A 17,446-nucleotide genomic window follows, 5' to 3' on the forward strand; every position below is an offset into this window, starting at 1 on the left:
CTCTCTCCTTAGGACCCCCACAGCCATGACTCACCGACGATCCCGCTGGGCCGGCGCTGCCGCGCTCACCCTCGCCGCCGCCCTCGCCCTGACCGCCTGCTCCGGCTCCTCCGAGGCCGGCACCGCCTCCGACGACGCGACTCCCGTCTCCGGGGGCCGCCTCTCGCTCGCGTTCTTCCCCGACAACGCCGCGTTCTCGTGCGTCGACCCGTTCCAGACCTACTGGATCGAGCACCGCACCGTCATCCGCAACGTCGCCGACTCCCTCACCGACCAGGACCCGGAGACGGGCGAGATCGAGCCGTGGCTCGCGACCGGCTGGAGCGTGAACGACGCCGGCACGGAGTACACCTTCGACCTGCGCACCGACGTCACCTTCTCGGACGGCACCGTGTTCAGCGCCGACAGCGTGAAGACGGCCTTCGACAGCGACGCGGCGACCCTCGCGCAGCTGCCAGGGGCCTACGGCGGCGTCTACCTCGCCGGCTACTCGGGCACGGAGGTGGTCGACGCCGACACCGTGAAGGTCGCCTTCGCGACTCCCAACGCCGCGTTCCTGCAGGGCACCTCGACCACGAACCTCGCGATCCTCGCCGCCTCGTCGTACGAGCGGACGCCCGAGGAGCGCTGCCTCGGAGCCGTGGTCGGCTCCGGGCCCTTCACCCTCTCCGACTACACGCCGGGCACCGGCATCACCCTCGACAAGCGCGCCGGCTACGCCTGGGGCTCGTCGCTCCGTGAGAACACCGGCGAGGCGTACCTCGACGGGATCGACGTCAGCTACGTCGCCGAGGACAGCGTGCGCGTCGGCCAGCTCACGAGCGACGAGATCGACATCGCCTGGCCGCGGAACCCGATCTCGGAGAACGACCAGGCGGTGATCACCGGCAACGGCGACACCGTCGAGAGCCGATCGCTGCCGGGCCCCGCGAGCAACTACTACCCCAACGTCGCGGAGGGGAGGATCCTCTCGGACCAGAAGGTGCGGCAGGCCGTGCAGAAGGCGATCGACCGCGAGACGTACGCGTCGACGATCTTCGGTGCCGACTATCCGGCCGTCACGAGCGTCTACAACACGACCACGCCGTTCCATCAGGACGAGTCGTCGGAGCTGGCCTTCGACGCCGACGGCGCGGGCGAGCTCCTCGACGAGGCCGGCTGGGCGCTGGGCGATGACGGCTACCGCTACCGGGACGGGCGGAAGCTCGCCCTCTCGGTGCCGATCGTGACGCAGTTCGGAGCGGGCGATCAGCTGATCCAGGACCAGCTCAAGCAGGTCGGCATCGATCTCGAGCTGAACGTGATCACGAACGCGCAGCGCGCGGACGTGCTGAACAGCGGTGACTACGACCTGATCTCGACCTACTACACCCGCGCCGACCCGGGAGTGATCCAGTGGATCATCGACTCCCGCTACGCCGGATCGAAGGCCCAGGCGGTGAACAACTTCACCGCAGAGCAGGCGACCGAGGTCCAGGCGCTGCTCGACCGCGGTGTGCAGACCGTCGACACCGCGGCCCGGGCCGCCGTCTACGCCGAGCTCCAGGACTACCTGCTCGAGAACGCCCTGGTGTTCCCCTTCGCCGAGCGGGTGCAGCTCGCCGGAGTCTCGTCGGCGGTGCACGGCTTCCGCTTCACCTCGGAGGCGTTCGGCGACTTCGCCGGGACCTGGATCCAGCCGTGACCACCGTCATCGCTTCCGCCGCACCGGGGAGGTCGGGCACCCGCTCGACCCCCTCGGGCCTCGGCCGCTACCTCGCAGGCCGGCTCGGCCAGGCGGTCCTCGTGCTGTGGGCCGCCTACACCGTGACCTTCGCGGTGCTGTGGCTGCTGCCGAGCGACCCGCTGGCGCTGCTCCTCTCGGCCAACAACGTCGAGCTCGACTCCCTCACTCCGCAGCAGCTCGCCGAGGCGCAGGCGCGCTACGGACTCGACCAGCCGGTCTGGCAGCAGTACCTGCACATGCTCGGCAACGCGCTCCGCGGCGACTTCGGCACCTCCATCACGAAGGGGATCCCGGTCACGCAGCTGATCGGCGAGAAGCTGCCCGGCACGCTGCAGCTCAGCGCCCTCGCCATCGGGCTCGCGCTGGTCGGCGGCACGGCGCTCGCCTACCTGGCGGCGTACGTCCAGTGGAAGCCGCTCAAGGTGGTGCTCAGCCGCCTGCCGTCCGCGGGAGTCGCGTTCCCCGGGTTCTGGATCGGCCTGCTGCTCATCCAGTTCTTCGCCTTCACCCTGCACCTGCTGCCCTCCACGGGCAGCGCGACTCCGGCGTCCCTGATCCTGCCGGCGGTGACGATGGCGATCCCCACCTCCGCGATGCTCGCCCAGGTGCTGACCCGCAGCTTCGCCGACGTCGAGCGGGAGGCGTACATCACGACCGCGCGCGCCACCGGGCTCTCCCGCGCGGCGGTGCAGTGGCGGCACGCGTTCCGCAACGCCTCGCTGCCGACGCTGACGATCCTCGGCATCCTGGCCGGCAACACCGTCACCGGCGCGATCGTCGCCGAGACGATCTTCGCCCGGCAGGGCATCGGCACGCTCGCCCAGGAGTCGGTGCTCACCCAGGACGTGCCGGTGGTCCAGGCGATCGTGGTGCTGGCCGCGGCCGTCTTCGTCGGGATCAACCTCCTCGTCGACCTGCTCTACCCCCTCCTCGATCCGCGCATCACCACGACAGCGAAGGCGAGCCGGCCATGACGCTCGAACTGACCCGACCCGAGACCGCCGTCCAGGTCGCCTCCGAACCCCGCGAGCGCGCCGCCCACGGGAGGAGCGCCCGGCGCCTCCGGACGCTCCGGCTCCTCCTCCGCCGCCCCGGATTCGTCATCGCGCTCGCCTTCGTCGTCTTCGTGCTGGCGTCGGCGATCGCCCCGGCGCTCTTCACCGGCTACGACCCGTACGCAACGGCTCCGGTCGACAAGCTGCAGGCGCCGAGCGCCGCGCACCTCTTCGGCACCGATGAGCTCGGCCGCGATCTGTTCGCGCGGGTCCTGCACGGCGGGGCGCTGACCATCCAGGCCACGGTGATCGCTATCGCGATCGCCCTGGTCGGCGGTCTCGCACTCGGCGTCGTCTCTGGCTACGCGGGCGGAGTCGTCGACGCCGTCATCATGCGGATCGTCGACGTGCTGCTCGCCATCCCCGGTCTGCTGCTGGCGCTCGCCATCGTCACCGCGATCGGCTTCGGCACGCTGCCCGTGGCGCTCGCCGTGGGCATCGGGATCCTCCCGGGATTCGCGCGGACCACCCGCGCCGAGGTGCTGCGGGTGAAGACGCTGCCCTACGTCGAGGCCGCGCGCACCGGAGGCGCCACCCGGCTCCGCATCCTCGTGCGGCACGTGCTGCCGAACTCGTGGGGTCCGGTCGCCGTGCTGGCGGTGCTCGATCTCGGCACCGCGATCATCGCGGTGGCCGCGCTGAGCTTCCTCGGCTTCGGCGCGGCGCCTCCCGCGGCGGAGTGGGGCACGCTCATCTCGAGCGGCCGCAACTACCTCGTGACCAGTCCGTGGCTCTCGCTGCTCCCGGGACTGTTCGTCGGACTCCTGGTCTTCTCGCTGAATCACGTGGCGAAGACCGTCGAGGAGGTGCGGTCGTGAGCGCGCTCGTGCGGCTCGAGGGCCTCTCGGTCGCCTACGGCGAGCAGACCGTCGTGCACGAGGTCTCGCTCGAGATCGCACCGGGCGAGATCGTGGCCGTGGTCGGCGAGTCGGGGTCGGGCAAGTCGACGACCGCGAACGCCGTGCTCGGGCTGCTGCCGGCGAACGGCCGGATCACCGGCGGCTCGATCGAGATCGCGGGGGACGACGTGACGCACGCCTCCGAGAAGGAGCTGCGCCGCCTCCGCGGCCGGGTCGTGGGGCTCGTGCCGCAGGACCCGATGGTCGGGCTCGATCCGACCCTCCGGATCGGCGCGCAGGTCGCAGAGGCCGTGCGCCTGCGCGGTGTCGACCGCCGATCCGTCGATGCCGAGGTGCTCGAGGCGCTCGGGCAGGCGGGGATCGACGATCCCGAGCTGCGGGCGAGGCAGTACCCGCACGAGCTCTCCGGGGGCCTGCGCCAGCGTGCGCTGATCGCGATCGCCCTCGCGGGGAAGCCGCGGCTGATCATCGCCGACGAGCCCACCTCCGCCCTCGACGTCACGGTGCAGAAGCGGATCCTCGACCATCTGCAGTCGCTCGTCCGCGAGCAGGGCATCGCGCTGCTGATCATCACGCACGATCTCGCCGTCGCGGCCGATCGGGCCGACCGCGTGCTCGTGATGCGCGGAGGCCGGGTCATCGAGCAGGGGCCGCCCGCTGAGATCCTCGTGGCGCCGCGGGAGGAGTACACGCGCGCCCTGATCGCCGCCGCTCCCGGTCTCGGGCACGGCGGGAGGATCGTGCCGCGCTTCGAGCAGGTGGAGCCGGCTCCCGAGATCCTGCGGATCGAGAACGTGGTGAAGGACTTCCCGCTCCCGGGGAGGCGCGGCGGCTTCCGCGCGCTCGACGACGTCTCGTTCTCGGTGCGTGCCGGGCAGACGCTCGCTCTGGTGGGGGAGTCGGGATCGGGCAAGACGACGGCGCTGCGGATCGCCCTCGGACTCGAGCGCGCGTCGAGCGGTCGGGTCCTCGTCGAGGGCGCCGACCTGACCACTGCGCGCGAGAAGCAGTGGCGGCCGCTCCGGCGCCGCATCCAGCTGGTGCACCAGAATCCGTTCGCGGCGCTCGACCCGCGCTTCACAGTGCTCGAGTCGGTGATCGAGCCGCTCGTGTCCTTCGGAGTGGGCGACCGCGTCACCCGCCTCGGCCGCGCGCACGAGCTGCTCGACCGGGTCGGGCTCCCCGGCTCCTTCCTCTCCCGCCTGCCCGCCGAGCTCTCGGGCGGTCAGCGGCAGCGGGTGGCGATCGCCCGGGCGCTCGCGCTCGGCCCCGACCTCGTGCTGCTCGACGAGCCGGTGTCGGCGCTCGACGTGTCGGTGCAGGCGCAGATCCTCGAGCTGCTGGTCGAGCTGCAGCGCGACCTCGGCGTCGCCTACCTCTTCATCTCGCACGACCTCGCCGTGGTCGCCGAGGTCTCCCACGAGATCGTGGTGCTGAACCGCGGCCGGGTCGAGGAGGCGGGCAGCACCTCCCGCGTCTTCGGCTCGCCCGAGGCGGAGTACACCAGGACGCTGCTCGCGGCCATCCCCGGGGCTGCGGCGGTGGTCTCGTGAGCGCGCGCTTCCTCGTGATCGGCGGAGGCGCCGTCGGCTCGGTGGTCGCGGCGCAGCTGCACCTGGCGGGGCAGGACGTCGTCCTGATAGCGCGCGGTGAGCACCTCCGCGTGATCCGCGAGCGCGGGCTGCGCCTCCGACGGCCGGCGGGCGACGAGACCGTGCGCGTGCCGGTCGCGAGCGGGCCGGCGGAGGCGGCACCGCGGCGCGGGGACGTCCTCGTCCTGACCGTGAAGGCGCAGGACGCCGAGGCGGCGCTCGCCGAGTGGGCGTGGACGCCGCTGATCGGCGGGGGAGCGGGCGGCACCCTGCCGGTGCTCACCTTCCAGAACGGGCTCGCCGCCGAGGACCTGGCGCTCCGCCGCTTCTCCAGCGTGCTCGGCGTCTCGATCGGCATCGCGGCCAGCTTCCTGACTCCCGGAGAGGTCGTGTCGCCGTCGTTCCCGACCGTCGGCGTGCTGTGGATCGGGCGCCACCCCGACGCCGACGACGTCCGGGCCGAGGCGCTCGCCGCGACCTTCCGCGACGCGGGCTTCGCGGCCCGCGCGGTGGCCGACATCGGCGCGTGGAAGGCTCGCAAGCTGCTCGCCAACGCCGTGAACGGCCTCGACCTCTTCACCGGCTCCGACACCGAGCGCGCCGCCGCCCGCGAGGCCCTCGTGGCGGAGGCGCGCCTCGCGCTCACCGCGAACGGCCGCGCGATCGCGGAGGACGACGGCACCCGCCTCCGCGTCGACGCCGTGCCCGGTCACACCCCCGGCCGCCTCTCGACCTGGCAGAGCTTCGCCCGCGGCGCCGGGAGCGAGGTCGACCACCTGACCGGCGAAGTCGTGCTGCTCGCCCGCCGGGCGGGCGTCGCCGTGCCCGTGAGCGAGCGGCTGCAGTCCCTCCTCGGGCTCCGCGGGCGGGAGGCGGCCGTCGCGCCGCTCCCGCTCGCCGAGCTCCTCGTCCCCCTCTCCGAAGGAGTCCCCGCATGACCCTCACCGTCCCCACCTCCGCGCGCACCGCCCGGCACTTCGACGAGCCGGAGGGGATCGCCGCCCGCGGCACGCTGATCGTCCTCGGCGGTCGCGGCGAGACCCCCGCCGTCTACGAGAGGTTCGGCACACGGATCGCCCGCGACGCCTACCGCGTGCGCGCCCTCGGCGACGCCACGGCACCGGGCGTCCGCGAGGAGGCGCTCGCCCTCCTGGGCGACCCCGCGGCGGTCTCGCCCGTGGTGCTCGTCGGCTCCGATGCGGGAGCCGCGGTCGCCCTCGAGATCGCCGCCACCCTTCCCGACGCGGTCGACGCGGTGATCGTCGCCGGTCTACCGGTCCGGGCCGAGGGCGGCGAGGGCATCGCCGAGCGGACTTCCTGCCCCAACCACGCCGGGGTGCTCGAGCGCGAGGCCGACGCCGGTGCGCGCGACGCGGTGCTGCCTCCCGAGCTGCTGGCCGTCGCGGCGAGCGCCGTGCGAGCCCCACTGCTCGCGCTGCACGGCGAGGCCGATGCGATCAGTCCCGCCGAGGAGGCGGTGGCCGTGTACCGCACCGCCCCGCGCGCCGAGGTCCACCTCCTCGCGGGCGGCCGGCACGATGCGCTGAACGACGCGACCCACCGCTCCGCCGCCGCGACCGTGGTGCTGTTCCTCGAGCGGGTGAAGGCCTCCGCGGCCACGGCGGAGATCATCACGCGGGTGGACGCGTGAGCATCGCTGCGCCGGTCTTCGACCCGTCCGTCGCCCGCGCCGACCGCTCGGGCTGGTCGCCCCCCGGCGATCCCGTCGGGGTCGTCCGCGCCCGCGACGTCGACGAGGTCCGCGCGACGCTCGCCCACGCCTCCGCCCACGGGATCCCCGTGGTGACCCGTGGCGCCGCCTCCGGACTCGCGGGCGCCGCGAGCGCGGGGGAGGGCGCGATCGTCCTCGACGTCTCCGGCCTCGACCGCATCCTCTCGATCGACCCGGTCGACGGCATCGCGCGAGTCGAGCCCGGAGTGATCACCGCCGATCTCGACCGCGCGGCGGCCCGCCACGGCCTGCTCTACGCCCCCGATCCGGGCAGCGTCGAGATCTCGACCATCGGCGGCAACATCGCCACCAATGCGGGCGGGCTGCGCGGTGCCAAGTACGGAGTGACGCGCGACGCCGTCCTCGCCCTCGACGTCGTGCTGGCCGACGGCTCCCTGGTGCACCTCGGCCGCGACACGGTGAAGGGCGTCGTCGGCCTCGACCTGACCGCCCTGCTGGTCGGGTCGCAGGGGAGTCTCGGCGTGGTCGTCGGCGCGACCCTCCGCCTCCTGCCGCGCCCTCGGCTGACCGCGACCGCCGCCGCGTTCTTCACCGATGTCGCCGCCGGAGCCGAGGCGGCCGTCGCCCTCGCCCTCGCGGGCCTCCGACCGAGCGTGCTGGAGCTCGTCGATGCAAGCACCCTCGAGGCGATCGACGCGCTGCGCGGCTCCGCTCTCGCCACACGCGGTGGTGCGTTCCTCCTCGTGCAGACCGACGGCTTCGGCGCGGCGGAGGAGATCGAGGCGGTGCGCGCCGTGCTCGCACCGACCGCGACCGGCGTCGAGACCACGCTCGACGCCGAGGAGGGCCTCGCACTGGCCGCCGCCCGCCGCGACGCCCTGCCCGCGATCGAGGCGCGCGGCCGGGTGCTGATCGAGGACATCGCGGTGCCCCGCTCGCGCCTCGCCGAGGCGATCCGACGGATCCACGCGATCGCCGCCGACACCGGTGCCGACGTCTACGTCTTCGCCCACGCGGGCGACGGCAACCTGCACCCGATCATCCGCCTGCGCGACGAGTCGGAGGAGGCGCGCGCGCAGGCCGACGCCGCGGCCGAGGCCGTCTTCGCGCTGGCCCTCGAGCTCGGCGGCACCGTGAGCGGCGAGCACGGCGTCGGCGGGCTCAAGCGCGAGTGGGCCCGGCGCGAGCTCGGACCCGACGTCGTCGCCCTGCAGCGCGCGGTGCGGCGGCTGTTCGATCCGCAGGGCATCCTGAATCCCGGAACCGCGCTGTGAGCGCACTCGAAAGGACGGCCATGACCGACACCGACATCCCCGACCGCACAGCCGTCCTCGTGACGCCCGATGAGCTGGAGGCGGCCCTCGCGTCGCCCGAGCCGCCGCTGGTCCTCGACGTGCGCTGGCGCCTCGACCGCCCCGAAGGCCGGCCCGCGTACCTCGAGGGTCACATTCCCGGCGCGGTCTACGTCGACCTCGACCACGAGCTCGCGGCGCACGGCGAGCCCGGCGACGGGCGGCACCCGCTGCCTCCGATCGAGGCGCTGCAGGAGGCGGCGCGCCGCTGGGGGCTCCGCCGCGGCCAGGCGGTCGTGGTCTACGACGACCTCAAGAACCTCTCGTCGGCCCGCGCCTGGTGGCTGCTGCGCGCCGCCGGAGTCGCCGACGTGCGCCTGCTCGACGGATCGCTGCGCGCGTGGACGGGCTCGGGTCGCCCGCTGGAGGCCGGCCCCGTGGTGCCGCTCGCGCCCGGCGATGCGGAGCTCGCCTACGGCGCGCTGCCGGTGCTCGACATCGACGCGGCGGCCGCGCTGCCGTCCGACGGCGTGCTGCTCGACGCCCGTGCGCCCGAGCGCTACCGCGGCGACGTCGAGCCGATCGACCCGCGAGCCGGGCACATCCCGGGAGCGCTGAACGCCCCGGCGACCGACAACGTCGACTCCGACGGGCGCTTCCTGCCGTCGTCGGAGCTGCGCGCCCGCTTCGAGGCGATCGGCGTGCGGTCCGACGCCCCCGTCGGCGTCTACTGCGGCTCCGGAGTGACGGCCGCCGCCGACGCCGTCGCGCTGACCCTCGCCGGCTTCGCACCGCGCCTGTACCCCGGCTCCTGGTCGCAGTGGTCGAACACCCCCGGCCGCCCGGTCGCGACGGGTTCGTCCGCGTAGGCGCGACGCCCCCGATTCCTCAGAAGTTGCGGTAGTCGCGTCCGACTACCGCAACTTCTGGAGTGTGGGGGCTCCCGGATCCGCCCGCCCAGCCTCTGCCTCCGGGTCGCGCTCGAGTACGCAGGAGTTGTCGTACTCGACGCTCCAGTACGACAACTTCTGCGGAGTGGATCCACGGCCCACTCATTCCTCAGAAGTTGCGGTAGTGGCGCGCCACTACCGCAACTTCTGGAGGGTCGGGAACGCCCAGATCCGCCCGCCCGGCTTCAGCCTCAGGGTCGCGTTCGACTACGCAGGAGTTGTCGTACTCGACGCTCGACGACGACAACTCCTGCGGAGTCGATCCGCAGCCCGCCCATTCCTCAGAAGTTGCGGTAGTCGCGCGCCACTACCGCAACTTCTGGAGAGTCGAGGGCGCTCAGACCCGCCCGCCCGGCCTCAGCCTTCACGTCGCATTCGAGTACGCAGAAGTCGTCGTACTCGACGCTCGAGTACGACGACTTCTGGAGTCTCGCGCCGGCGAGGGAGGCAGCTCGGAGGAGGTGCGCGCCTCAGCCCAGGCGGGAGTGCTCGCCGAGGTGGTGCCAGGTGCGGTTGTGGTAGACGAGGGGAGCGGTCGTGTCCGAGTCCTCGGGGACGTGCGCCTCGAGGGCGTGCACGGCCACGATCGTCGACGATCCCGCCTCCATGCGGTTGATGACGGTGCCGCGGATCCAGGCGGCCGCCGTCGGGAAGTACGGCTCGCCGGTCGGCAGCCGCGACCAGATCGAGGTGTCGGCGAAGCGGTCGATCCCGCTGGTCGAGCCGAGGCGCGCGAGGTCCAGCTGTCCCGCGCCGAGGAGGTGGACGACGAGCGTCTCGGACGCCTGGATCGCGGGCGAGCTCGACGACGCCGACGACAGCGAGAACACGAACAGCGGAGGCTCGGCGCTCACGGAGAAGACGGACGTCGCGGTCAGCGCGACGGGACCGGTCCCGGGGTCGGCGGTGATGAGGGCGACGCCGGCGGCGTGGTTGCGGAACGCGAGCTTGAACTCGTCCGACGACAGCCCCGCGAAGGCGGCACGCTTGCTCGGCTCGTCGGCGCCCGCGGTGGTGGCGAGGTTCTCACGGCTCATCGGAGGCTCCTGATCGATCGGGGATGCGGCGCGGGTCGGCTCGCCTTCGCGCCGCAGCACTGCCCCTCCAGCCTGTCGCACTGCTGGGGGAGCCCTCGCCGCATTGCGGAGTATGACACCGCAGCCTGCCGGTGGTCCGTGATCCTCCGGGCCGCCGTTCGCGCGGTCTGCAGGAGGCGGAGGTGCGATCTGCAGGACTCGCGGTCCGAAGAGCGCTCTCCGCCGCGTCGCGCCCGGACTTCAGACCGGACCTCCTGCAGACCGCACGCTCTCCTGCAGACCGCACGCTCTCCTGCAGACCGGACCACCTCCGTCTCACCGCACGCACGCCCTCAGCGCAACCCGTCGCGCCCCGCACCCCGCGCGCGCACACTCGAGGCATGGCCCACCGCGTCCGCGAGTCCTCCGCCCGCCCCGAGAGCAAGACCTGCGCCTCCTGCGGCCGCGAGATCGAGTGGCGCGCGAAGTGGGCGCGCGACTGGGAGAACGTCCGCTACTGCTCCGACGCCTGCCGTCGCCGCGGCGTCGGCCCCGAGGAGGCGCGCCTCGAGGACGAGATCCGCCACCTCCTCCTCGCCAGGGCCGCCTCCTCGACCGCCTGCCCCTCCGAAGTCGCGCGCAAGGTGGGCGGCGAGGACTGGCGCCCGCTGATGGAGCCCGTCCGCCGCGCCGCCCGCCGGCTCGTCGACCGTGGCGAGATCGACATCGTGCAGGGCGGCCAGATCGTCGACCCGTCGCGCGCGAAGGGCCCGATCCGCCTCCGCCGCCGCCCCGGCGGGCCCCTGTCGCCCGGCGGCTCCGCCGGTTAGCGTGAGCAGATGCCCAGCAGCGACGCCGTCGTCCTCACCGTCCCCGGATCGCACGGCGACCGCGAGGTCCGCCTCTCGAGCCCCGGGCGAGTCCTCTTCCCCGAGCCCGGCATCACCAAGCGCGAGGTGGCGGAGTACCTGATCGCGGTCGGCGACGCCTTCCTCGCCGCGAACGGCGATCGTCCCGTGTCGCTGCAGCGCTTCTCCTCCGGGATCGACGGCGACCAGTTCTTCTCGAAGAACCCGCCCAAGGGCGCTCCCGAGTACGTCCGCTCCGTCCCCGTCACCTACCCGAGCGGCCGCGTGCACCCGCAGCTCGTCATCGACGAGCCGGCCGTCGCCGTCTGGGCCGCGCAGATGAACACGATCACGTTCCACCCCTGGGCCTCGAAGGCCGGCGACTCCGACCACCCCGATCAGCTCCGCATCGACCTCGATCCCCAGCCCGGGACCGATGCGGCCGACGCCGTCCGCGCGGCGCACGTCCTCCGCGAGGTGCTGCGCGAGGCCGAGCTGGAGCCGTTCGTCAAGACCTCGGGCAACCGCGGCCTGCACGTGTTCGCGCCGATCGAGCCCGAGCACGAGTTCCTCGAGGTGCGACACGCCGTCATCGCCGCGGCGCGCGAGCTCGAGCGCCGGATGCCCGAGCAGGTCACCACGGCGTGGTGGAAGGAGGAGCGCGGCGAGCGCATCTTCGTCGACTTCAACCAGGCGAACCGCGACCGCACCATGGCCGGCGCCTACAGCCCGCGCCCCCTCGCGCACGCCCCGGTGTCCTGCCCGCTCGAGTGGGACGAGCTCGATGGAGTCGACCCGCGGAAGTTCACCGTCCGCACCGTCCCCGAGCGCCTCGCGTCGCAGGGCGACCCGTGGGCGCGGATGCACGACTCTCCCGGCCGGCTCGGGACACTGCTCGAATGGTGGGAGCGCGATGTCGGGAACGGCTTCGGCGAGCTGCCCTTCCCGCCCGACTTCCCGAAGATGCCCGGCGAGCCGCCGCGCGTCCAGCCGAGCCGCGCGAAGAAGCCCGCGGCCGACTGACGCGCCGGAACGTCGGCTCAGCCGAGCACGTCGTCGAGGTCGTAGGCCGTCGGCCGCTCGAGCTGCTCGAAGGTGCAGGAGGCGGCCTCGCGGTCGGGACGCCAGCGCTCGAACTGCACCGTGTGGCGGAACCGCTCGCCCTCCATCTGGTCGTAGCGCACCTCGAGCACCCGGGTCGGCCGCAGCCTGACGAACGTCGTGTCGCGACTGCCCGAGAAGCGGCTCCGCTCGCCGTCGCCGCGCACCGGATCGCCCGCCTCGTCCCGCTCGACGACGTCCGCGAGCTCCTCCACCAGCTCCACCCGTCGAGCGTCGGTGAAGGCGGAGGCGCCGCCCACCTGCCGGAGGTTCCCGTCGGCGTCGTGGAGGCCGAGCAGCAGCGAGCCGAGTCCCGGCTTCGACGTGTGCTCGCGGTAGCCGATCGCGATGACGTCGGCCGTGCGGTGGTGCTTCACCTTCAGCATCGACCGCTTGCCGGGGGCGTAAGGCGCGTCGAGGGCCTTCGCGACGACTCCGTCGAGCCCCGCCCCCTCGAAGCGGTCGAGCCAGTCCCGCGCGAGAGCCTCGTCGGCGGTGGTGCGTCCGAGGTGCAACGGAGGCGCCACGCCGTCGAGCAGGCCGGCGAGCGCCGCACGCCGCGCCGAGTAGGGCTCCTCGAGCAGGCTCCGGCCGTCGACGGCGAGCAGGTCGAACGCGACGAGCATCGCCGGAGTCTCTGCCGCGAGGGTGGCGACCCGGCTGGCGGCGGGGTGGATGCGCTGCGAGAGCAGCTCCCAGTCGAGCCGCTGCGCGCCGCGGTCACCGGTCGCGAGCACGATCTCGCCGTCGAGCACGCAGCCGTCGGGCAGGAGGTCGAGGAACGCGGCCACCAGCTCGGGGAAGTAGCGGGTCAGCGGCTTCGAGCCGCGGCTGCCGATCTCGCAGCCGCCGTCGGCTCGCGAGACGATCGCCCGGAACCCGTCCCACTTCGGCTCGTAGGAGAAGCCGCCCGGCACGCTGTCCTGGGCGGGGACCACGGGCACCGCCTTCGCCAGCATCGGGGCGATCGGGAGGGCGAGAGGGAGGTCCATCTCCCGATCATGGCGGGCGGATGCGACGCCCGCACCCCCCTGTTGGGCGACGTGGCCGGAGGCGACACGCCGTATCGAGTGGTGAAGTGGGTTCGTTTCGCGCCATCACACCCGGGAGACTGGGGCGATGCACAGGTGGGGACGACGATCCGGATCGCAGGGTGGACCAGACCGGACAGCCGGGGGGCTCCGAAGAGCAGGTATGACCTCCTCCAGTCGGCGCGCGCTCGGACGGGACTCGCGCTGATGCCGCGCGAGACCACCGGCGTCGCACGACGACTGTTCGGACGCATCCGCCGGGACGACGCCCTCGTCGAGCACCACGAGGCGCCCGGCCCGGAGCAGACCGTCCCGCGCCCTCCGTCGCGCGCCGTGTCCGCACAGTCCTCCGGTCTGCTCACCTTCGACGTGTCGGCACCCTCGATCGGCCGCTACTGCGAGCTCGACCCCGACGCCATCGAGTTCCCGCACCCGGCTGTCGCCGACTTCGTTCCCGACCTGTCGCGCCATGCCTCGTCCGGAGGCGCGGCGCCGGTGGCCGCTCCCGATGCCGCTCCTCGCTCGGAGGCGCCGCCCGCTCCCGCACCGCTCTCGAGCTTCGCGCCGCCCGCGCCGCTCTCGAGCACAGCGCCGCCCGCGCCCCGGTCGGCGCTGTCCGCCGTGTCGGCGCAGGAGGAGGCCGCGGCCGCCGAGCGCGCCGCCGTGGTGCAGCGCATCGCCGAGCGACTGGCCGAATCCAAGCGCGCCGCCGAGGCCGAGCGCGCGGGGGAGGCGCAGCCTCTCGCCGTGGCGGGGCACGTCGCCGATACCGAGCGCTCTGCAGAGGCCGAGCGTGTCGCGGAGGCTGAGCGTGTCGCGGAGGCTGAGCGTGTCGCGGAGGCCGACCGAGCCGCGGAGGCCGAGCGTCTCACCGAGGCCGCGCGTGCCGCGGAAGCCGAACGTCTCGCGGAAGCCGGGCGTCTCGTCGAGGCCGAGCGTGTCGCGGAGGCTGAGCGTGTCGCGGAGGCCGAGCATGTCGCGGAGGCTGAGCGTCTTGCGGAGGCTGAGCGTCTTGCGGAGGCTGAGCGTCTTGCGGAGGCTGAGCGTCTTGCGGAGGCTGAGCGTCTTGCGGAGGCTGAGCGTGTCGCGGAGGCTGAGCGTGTCGCGGAAGCTGAGCGTGTCGCGGAGGCTGAGCGTGTCGCGGAGGCTGAGCGTCTCGCGGAGGCTGAGCGTGCCGCGGAGGCCGAGCGTCTCGCGGAGGCCGAGCGTCTCGCGGAGGCTGAGCGTCTCGCCGAAGCTGAGCGTCTCGCGGAGGCTGAGCGTGCCGCGGAGGCCGCGCGTCTCGCGGAGGCTGAGCGTCTCGCCGAGGCCGCGCGTCTCGCCGAGGCCGCGCGCACCGCCGATGCCGCGCGCACCGCCGACCTCGCGAGCGCAGCCGAGCTCGAGCGCGCCGCCGCCGCGCGCGCCCGAGACGACGAGCCACTCGACGCCTCCGCCCCCTCCGCCTTCGAGCGCCCCGCCCCGACCGTCCCGCTGAGCGCCCCCTCCCTCGCCGCCGTGTCGACGTTCGGAGTGGCGCCCGCCATCGGCGAGGTCTGCGCCCTCGACCCCGACGCGATCGAGTTCCCCCACCCGGCCGTCGCGTCCTTCGTGCCGGCGACCATCCACCACCGGCCCTCCGAGCCCTCGCGATCCTTCGTGTCCCGGAAGGATGCGGCCGCTTCTGCCGCGCTCGCCGAGACTCCGCAAGACCCCTTCGACTCCGTCCTCCTCGACGACCGACCTCCCGCGCCGCCGACGTATCCCGAGCATCTGCTGAACCTCGCCGACGCTCCGGACAATCAGAACGACGAGCCCGCTGCCGAGGAGCGCGCCCCGCGCTCGCGTCGCGGTCTGCTCGCGGTCGGGATCGGCATCGGAGCCGCGGTCCTCGTCGTCGGAGGTGCGCTCGTCGCCGTTCCGCTGCTCTCGCAGGGCGGTTCCGCCGACCCCGCCCCCGCCGCCGACCCCGGCACCACGGCCGCCGCCGTCGACTGGATCGCCTCCTCGCTCGACCCGTCGGCGGTGCTGCTGGTCCAGGACGACCTCGTCGACCAGGTCAGCGACGGAGGGTTCTCCTCCGACACGATCGTCTCCGAGTCCACCCTCGCCGCCGCGGCGCCCGACTCGGCGTGGCGGGCGGCCGACTACGTCCTGGCCACGCCCGCGCTGACCGCGACGGCGACCGGAGAGGTCTCGACCGCCCTCGAGAATTCGGAGCCCGTCGCGCAGTTCGGCGGCGGAGACTCCACCGTCGAGGTCCGGCGCGTCCTCGACGAGGGTCTGGAGGCGGCGGCCGCCGATGCGGCCGTCCTGACCGCGGCGCGGGCGTCCGCCGGTGCTCAGCTCGCCGCGAACCCCGCCCTCACCACGACCCCGGCCGCCCGCGCCCTGCTCGAGGAGGGGCGCGTCGACTCCCGGCTGCTCCTGCTCCTCGGTCAGCAGCTGGCCGCCTCCCCGCTCTCGGTCGCCGACTTCCCCTCCGGCGCGAACGAGACGGAGGGAGTCCGTCACCGCCTGCTCCTCTCCGGCTACAACGGCGCCGGCATCCCGGCCGACGCCACTGCGACCGCCGACGCCACGACGTGGCTCGGCAGCCAGACCGGCGACTTCGTCCCCCGCTCCGTCGACTCCAGTGCAACGGGACTGCTCGTCACCCTGGACGTCGGCGAGCCCGCCGGACTCCTCCCGAACGCCCCGTAGCGCCACCCCACCCGAAGGACACCCCATGCACACGCTCGCCCGCTCCGCCCGCTCGCCCCGCCGCTTCTCGCGGATGGCCGTCGGGTTGGTCGCGGCGGCCGCGCTCGCTGCACTGGGTGCGGCGCCGGCGTCCGCGGCGGAGGCGGCGCCGGGCACGGGCTGGGTGCGCGTGGCTCATCTGTCACCCGACACGAAGTCGGTCGACGTCACCCTGACCGCCCTCGCAGGCGGAGGCGCGGCCTTCGAGCTCGACAACGTCGCGTACGGCGCGGTCTCGCCCTACTGGACGCTGCAGCCGGGCACCTACGTCGTGTCGATGGTCCCCTCCGACGCTCCCGACGGGTCCGCCCCGGTGATCCAGCAGTCCGTCGACGTCTCGGCCGGCACCCCGCTCACCGTCGCCGCTCTCGGCCGGAACGCCGTCCTCAGCACCACCGTCTTCACCGACGACCTGACCGCGCCGGCCGACGGTCAGGCGCGGGTGCGCGTCATCCAGGCCTCGACCACCGCCTCGCAGGTCGACGTCGTCACCACCACCGGAGCGATCCTCGCGAGCGATGCGCAGCAGGGCACGGCGACGCCGTACAAGAACGTCCCCGCGGGGCCCTGGAGCCTCGACCTCAGCACCACCTCGGCCACGGCGAAGGCCGATCTCGACCTCGCGCCCGGCTCGGTCGCCTCGCTGTTCGTCCTCGACGACGCCACCGGCGGTCTCGTCGTCTCGCCGGTGCTCGACTCCGCCGCGGTCGGCGACCTGCCCACCGGCGGCATCCAGACCGGAGGCGGCGCCACGGCCGTCCACGTCTCGTCCGCCCAGCCCCCGGTCATGACGGGCGTCCTCGGCATCGGCGCGGTCCTCGCCCTGATCGCCGCCGCCGTCGTCGTCCTCTCGCGGCGGAGCGCGGCGAGCGGACGCTGATGCGCCGGACACCGGCGGTCGCGACCGCCGCCCTGATGCTGCTGCTCGCGGGCTGCGCGGCGGCGCCTCCGGCCGCGCCTCCCGCCGAGCCCCGCGAGACGACGGCCGCCGTCGCTCCGAGTGCGACCCCCGGTCCGGCCGACGCGGGGGGTCTGCAGGATCCGGTCGCCGGCTCCGCCACCGTGCGCTCGAGTCTCGTGCCCGAGCGCGTGATCATCCCCGCCCTGGGCGTCGACTCGAGCCTCGAATCACTGACCCGCGACGAGACCGGCTGGATCCAGCCGCCCGAGCTCGTCGACGAGGCCGGCTGGTACCGCGACGGCGTGGTGCCGGGCGACATCGGCCCGTCCGTCATCGCGGGTCACGTCGACTCGCGGATCGGGCCCGGCGTGTTCCTGCGCCTGTCCGAGCTCGCCCCCGGCGACACGGTCGACGTCGTCCTCTCGGACGGGAGCACGCGCACCTTCTCGGTCACCGGATCGGTGACGGTCCCGAAGGAGGACTTCCCGACCGAGGACGTCTACGGTCCGACCCCGACCGCGCAGCTGCGGTTGATCACCTGCGGAGGCGTCTTCGACGACTCCTACGGCCACTACGTCGACAACGTGGTGGTCTCGGCCGTGCGCGTTCCGTGAGGAGCGGGTTCCGGCGACTCGCAGCCGTCTCGGCGTTTCGGCGCGT

General features: G+C 73.6%; 15 protein-coding genes. 13 read left to right on the plus strand and 2 right to left on the minus strand.

Translation table 11 applies throughout. The features are described 5' to 3' along the window. The first annotated feature begins 25 nt into the window (after window positions 1-25). From GRS96_RS10000 to GRS96_RS10035, 8 genes are read left to right on the plus strand one after another with little or no spacing between them, the layout of a single operon-like run. On the plus strand, window positions 26-1,684 hold the full coding sequence (locus GRS96_RS10000; protein ID WP_159988398.1) for an ABC transporter substrate-binding protein: 1,659 nt from the start codon (window positions 26-28) through the stop codon (window positions 1,682-1,684). Continuing rightward, a complete protein-coding gene (locus GRS96_RS10005; RefSeq protein ID WP_236553609.1) occupies window positions 1,681-2,700 on the plus strand; it encodes an ABC transporter permease in 1,020 nt (339 codons plus the stop codon). Before GRS96_RS10000 ends, GRS96_RS10005 begins: the two co-directional genes overlap by 4 nt. Next, window positions 2,697-3,599 (plus strand): ABC transporter permease, encoded by a 903-nt coding sequence (locus tag GRS96_RS10010; protein ID WP_159857057.1) that lies wholly within the window; start codon window positions 2,697-2,699, stop codon window positions 3,597-3,599. Before GRS96_RS10005 ends, GRS96_RS10010 begins: the two co-directional genes overlap by 4 nt. After that, entirely contained in the window at window positions 3,596-5,194 is a 1,599-nt protein-coding gene (locus tag GRS96_RS10015) for a dipeptide ABC transporter ATP-binding protein (RefSeq protein WP_159988399.1), read from the plus strand. The genes GRS96_RS10010 and GRS96_RS10015 overlap by 4 nt, the downstream gene beginning before the upstream one ends. Then, complete coding sequence (locus tag GRS96_RS10020; protein ID WP_159988400.1) at window positions 5,191-6,171, plus strand: ketopantoate reductase family protein; 981 nt, start codon at window positions 5,191-5,193, stop codon at window positions 6,169-6,171. The genes GRS96_RS10015 and GRS96_RS10020 overlap by 4 nt, the downstream gene beginning before the upstream one ends. After that, on the plus strand, window positions 6,168-6,884 hold the full coding sequence (locus tag GRS96_RS10025) for an alpha/beta hydrolase (RefSeq protein ID WP_159988401.1): 717 nt from the start codon (window positions 6,168-6,170) through the stop codon (window positions 6,882-6,884). Before GRS96_RS10020 ends, GRS96_RS10025 begins: the two co-directional genes overlap by 4 nt. Further along, window positions 6,881-8,200 carry an FAD-binding oxidoreductase gene (locus GRS96_RS10030; protein WP_159988402.1) on the plus strand — a complete coding sequence of 440 codons (1,320 nt, stop codon included), beginning with the start codon at window positions 6,881-6,883 and terminating at the stop codon, window positions 8,198-8,200. Before GRS96_RS10025 ends, GRS96_RS10030 begins: the two co-directional genes overlap by 4 nt. A 20-nt stretch (window positions 8,201-8,220) precedes the next feature. Beyond that, window positions 8,221-9,087, plus strand: coding sequence for a sulfurtransferase (locus GRS96_RS10035; RefSeq protein ID WP_159988403.1), 867 nt, complete (start codon window positions 8,221-8,223; stop codon window positions 9,085-9,087). Window positions 9,088-9,638: 551 nt separating this feature from the next. Here GRS96_RS10035 and GRS96_RS10040 read toward each other — a convergent pair. Next, window positions 9,639-10,205 (minus strand): flavin reductase family protein, encoded by a 567-nt coding sequence (locus GRS96_RS10040; RefSeq protein ID WP_159857063.1) that lies wholly within the window; start codon window positions 10,203-10,205, stop codon window positions 9,639-9,641. 380 nt (window positions 10,206-10,585) lie between these two features. Here GRS96_RS10040 and GRS96_RS10045 point away from each other — a divergent pair, with 380 nt between their 5' ends. Together GRS96_RS10045 and ligD are read left to right on the plus strand one after the other, a co-directional pair. Further along, the gene (locus tag GRS96_RS10045; protein ID WP_159857064.1) at window positions 10,586-11,014 is read left to right on the plus strand and encodes a DUF2256 and DUF3253 domain-containing protein; all 429 of its coding nucleotides are present in this window, start codon (window positions 10,586-10,588) and stop codon (window positions 11,012-11,014) included. Between the two features lie 9 nt (window positions 11,015-11,023). Beyond that, window positions 11,024-12,055 (plus strand): non-homologous end-joining DNA ligase, encoded by a 1,032-nt coding sequence (gene ligD / locus GRS96_RS10050; RefSeq protein ID WP_159988404.1) that lies wholly within the window; start codon window positions 11,024-11,026, stop codon window positions 12,053-12,055. Between the two features lie 17 nt (window positions 12,056-12,072). Here ligD and GRS96_RS10055 read toward each other — a convergent pair whose 3' ends face one another. After that, the gene (locus GRS96_RS10055) at window positions 12,073-13,125 is read right to left on the minus strand and encodes an ATP-dependent DNA ligase (protein WP_159988405.1); all 1,053 of its coding nucleotides are present in this window, start codon (window positions 13,123-13,125) and stop codon (window positions 12,073-12,075) included. A 246-nt stretch (window positions 13,126-13,371) separates the two neighbouring features. Here GRS96_RS10055 and GRS96_RS10060 point away from each other — a divergent pair, with 246 nt between their 5' ends. Genes GRS96_RS10060 through GRS96_RS10070 form a run of 3 tightly spaced genes read left to right on the plus strand, consistent with a single transcriptional unit; the run spans window position 13,372 to window position 17,400 of the window. Beyond that, complete coding sequence (locus GRS96_RS10060) at window positions 13,372-15,846, plus strand: hypothetical protein (RefSeq protein ID WP_159988406.1); 2,475 nt, start codon at window positions 13,372-13,374, stop codon at window positions 15,844-15,846. 25 nt (window positions 15,847-15,871) lie between these two features. Further along, a complete protein-coding gene (locus GRS96_RS10065; RefSeq protein ID WP_159857067.1) occupies window positions 15,872-16,765 on the plus strand; it encodes a DUF4397 domain-containing protein in 894 nt (297 codons plus the stop codon). Continuing rightward, window positions 16,765-17,400: a class F sortase gene (locus GRS96_RS10070; RefSeq protein WP_159988407.1), complete on the plus strand. Its 636-nt coding sequence runs from the start codon at window positions 16,765-16,767 to the stop codon at window positions 17,398-17,400. Before GRS96_RS10065 ends, GRS96_RS10070 begins: the two co-directional genes overlap by 1 nt. The last annotated feature ends 46 nt before the right edge of the window (window positions 17,401-17,446 follow it).

The sequence above is a fragment of the Rathayibacter sp. VKM Ac-2803 genome, assembly GCF_009807175.1.
Classification (GTDB): Bacteria; Actinomycetota; Actinomycetes; order Actinomycetales; family Microbacteriaceae; genus Rathayibacter.

Excerpts from the sequence above, each read along its gene's own strand:
- GRS96_RS10000 (WP_159988398.1), top strand. The coding sequence starts at position 26 with ATGACTCACCGACGATCCCGCTGGGCCGGCGCTGCCGCGCTCACCCTC.
- GRS96_RS10010 (WP_159857057.1), top strand. The coding sequence starts at position 2,697 with ATGACGCTCGAACTGACCCGACCCGAGACCGCCGTCCAGGTCGCCTCC.
- GRS96_RS10025 (WP_159988401.1), top strand. The coding sequence starts at position 6,168 with ATGACCCTCACCGTCCCCACCTCCGCGCGCACCGCCCGGCACTTCGAC.
- GRS96_RS10035 (WP_159988403.1), top strand. The coding sequence starts at position 8,221 with ATGACCGACACCGACATCCCCGACCGCACAGCCGTCCTCGTGACGCCC.
- GRS96_RS10040 (WP_159857063.1), bottom strand. The coding sequence starts at position 10,205 with ATGAGCCGTGAGAACCTCGCCACCACCGCGGGCGCCGACGAGCCGAGC.
- GRS96_RS10045 (WP_159857064.1), top strand. The coding sequence starts at position 10,586 with ATGGCCCACCGCGTCCGCGAGTCCTCCGCCCGCCCCGAGAGCAAGACC.
- ligD (WP_159988404.1), top strand. The coding sequence starts at position 11,024 with ATGCCCAGCAGCGACGCCGTCGTCCTCACCGTCCCCGGATCGCACGGC.
- GRS96_RS10055 (WP_159988405.1), bottom strand. The coding sequence starts at position 13,125 with ATGGACCTCCCTCTCGCCCTCCCGATCGCCCCGATGCTGGCGAAGGCG.
- GRS96_RS10060 (WP_159988406.1), top strand. The coding sequence starts at position 13,372 with ATGCCGCGCGAGACCACCGGCGTCGCACGACGACTGTTCGGACGCATC.
- GRS96_RS10065 (WP_159857067.1), top strand. The coding sequence starts at position 15,872 with ATGCACACGCTCGCCCGCTCCGCCCGCTCGCCCCGCCGCTTCTCGCGG.
- GRS96_RS10070 (WP_159988407.1), top strand. The coding sequence starts at position 16,765 with ATGCGCCGGACACCGGCGGTCGCGACCGCCGCCCTGATGCTGCTGCTC.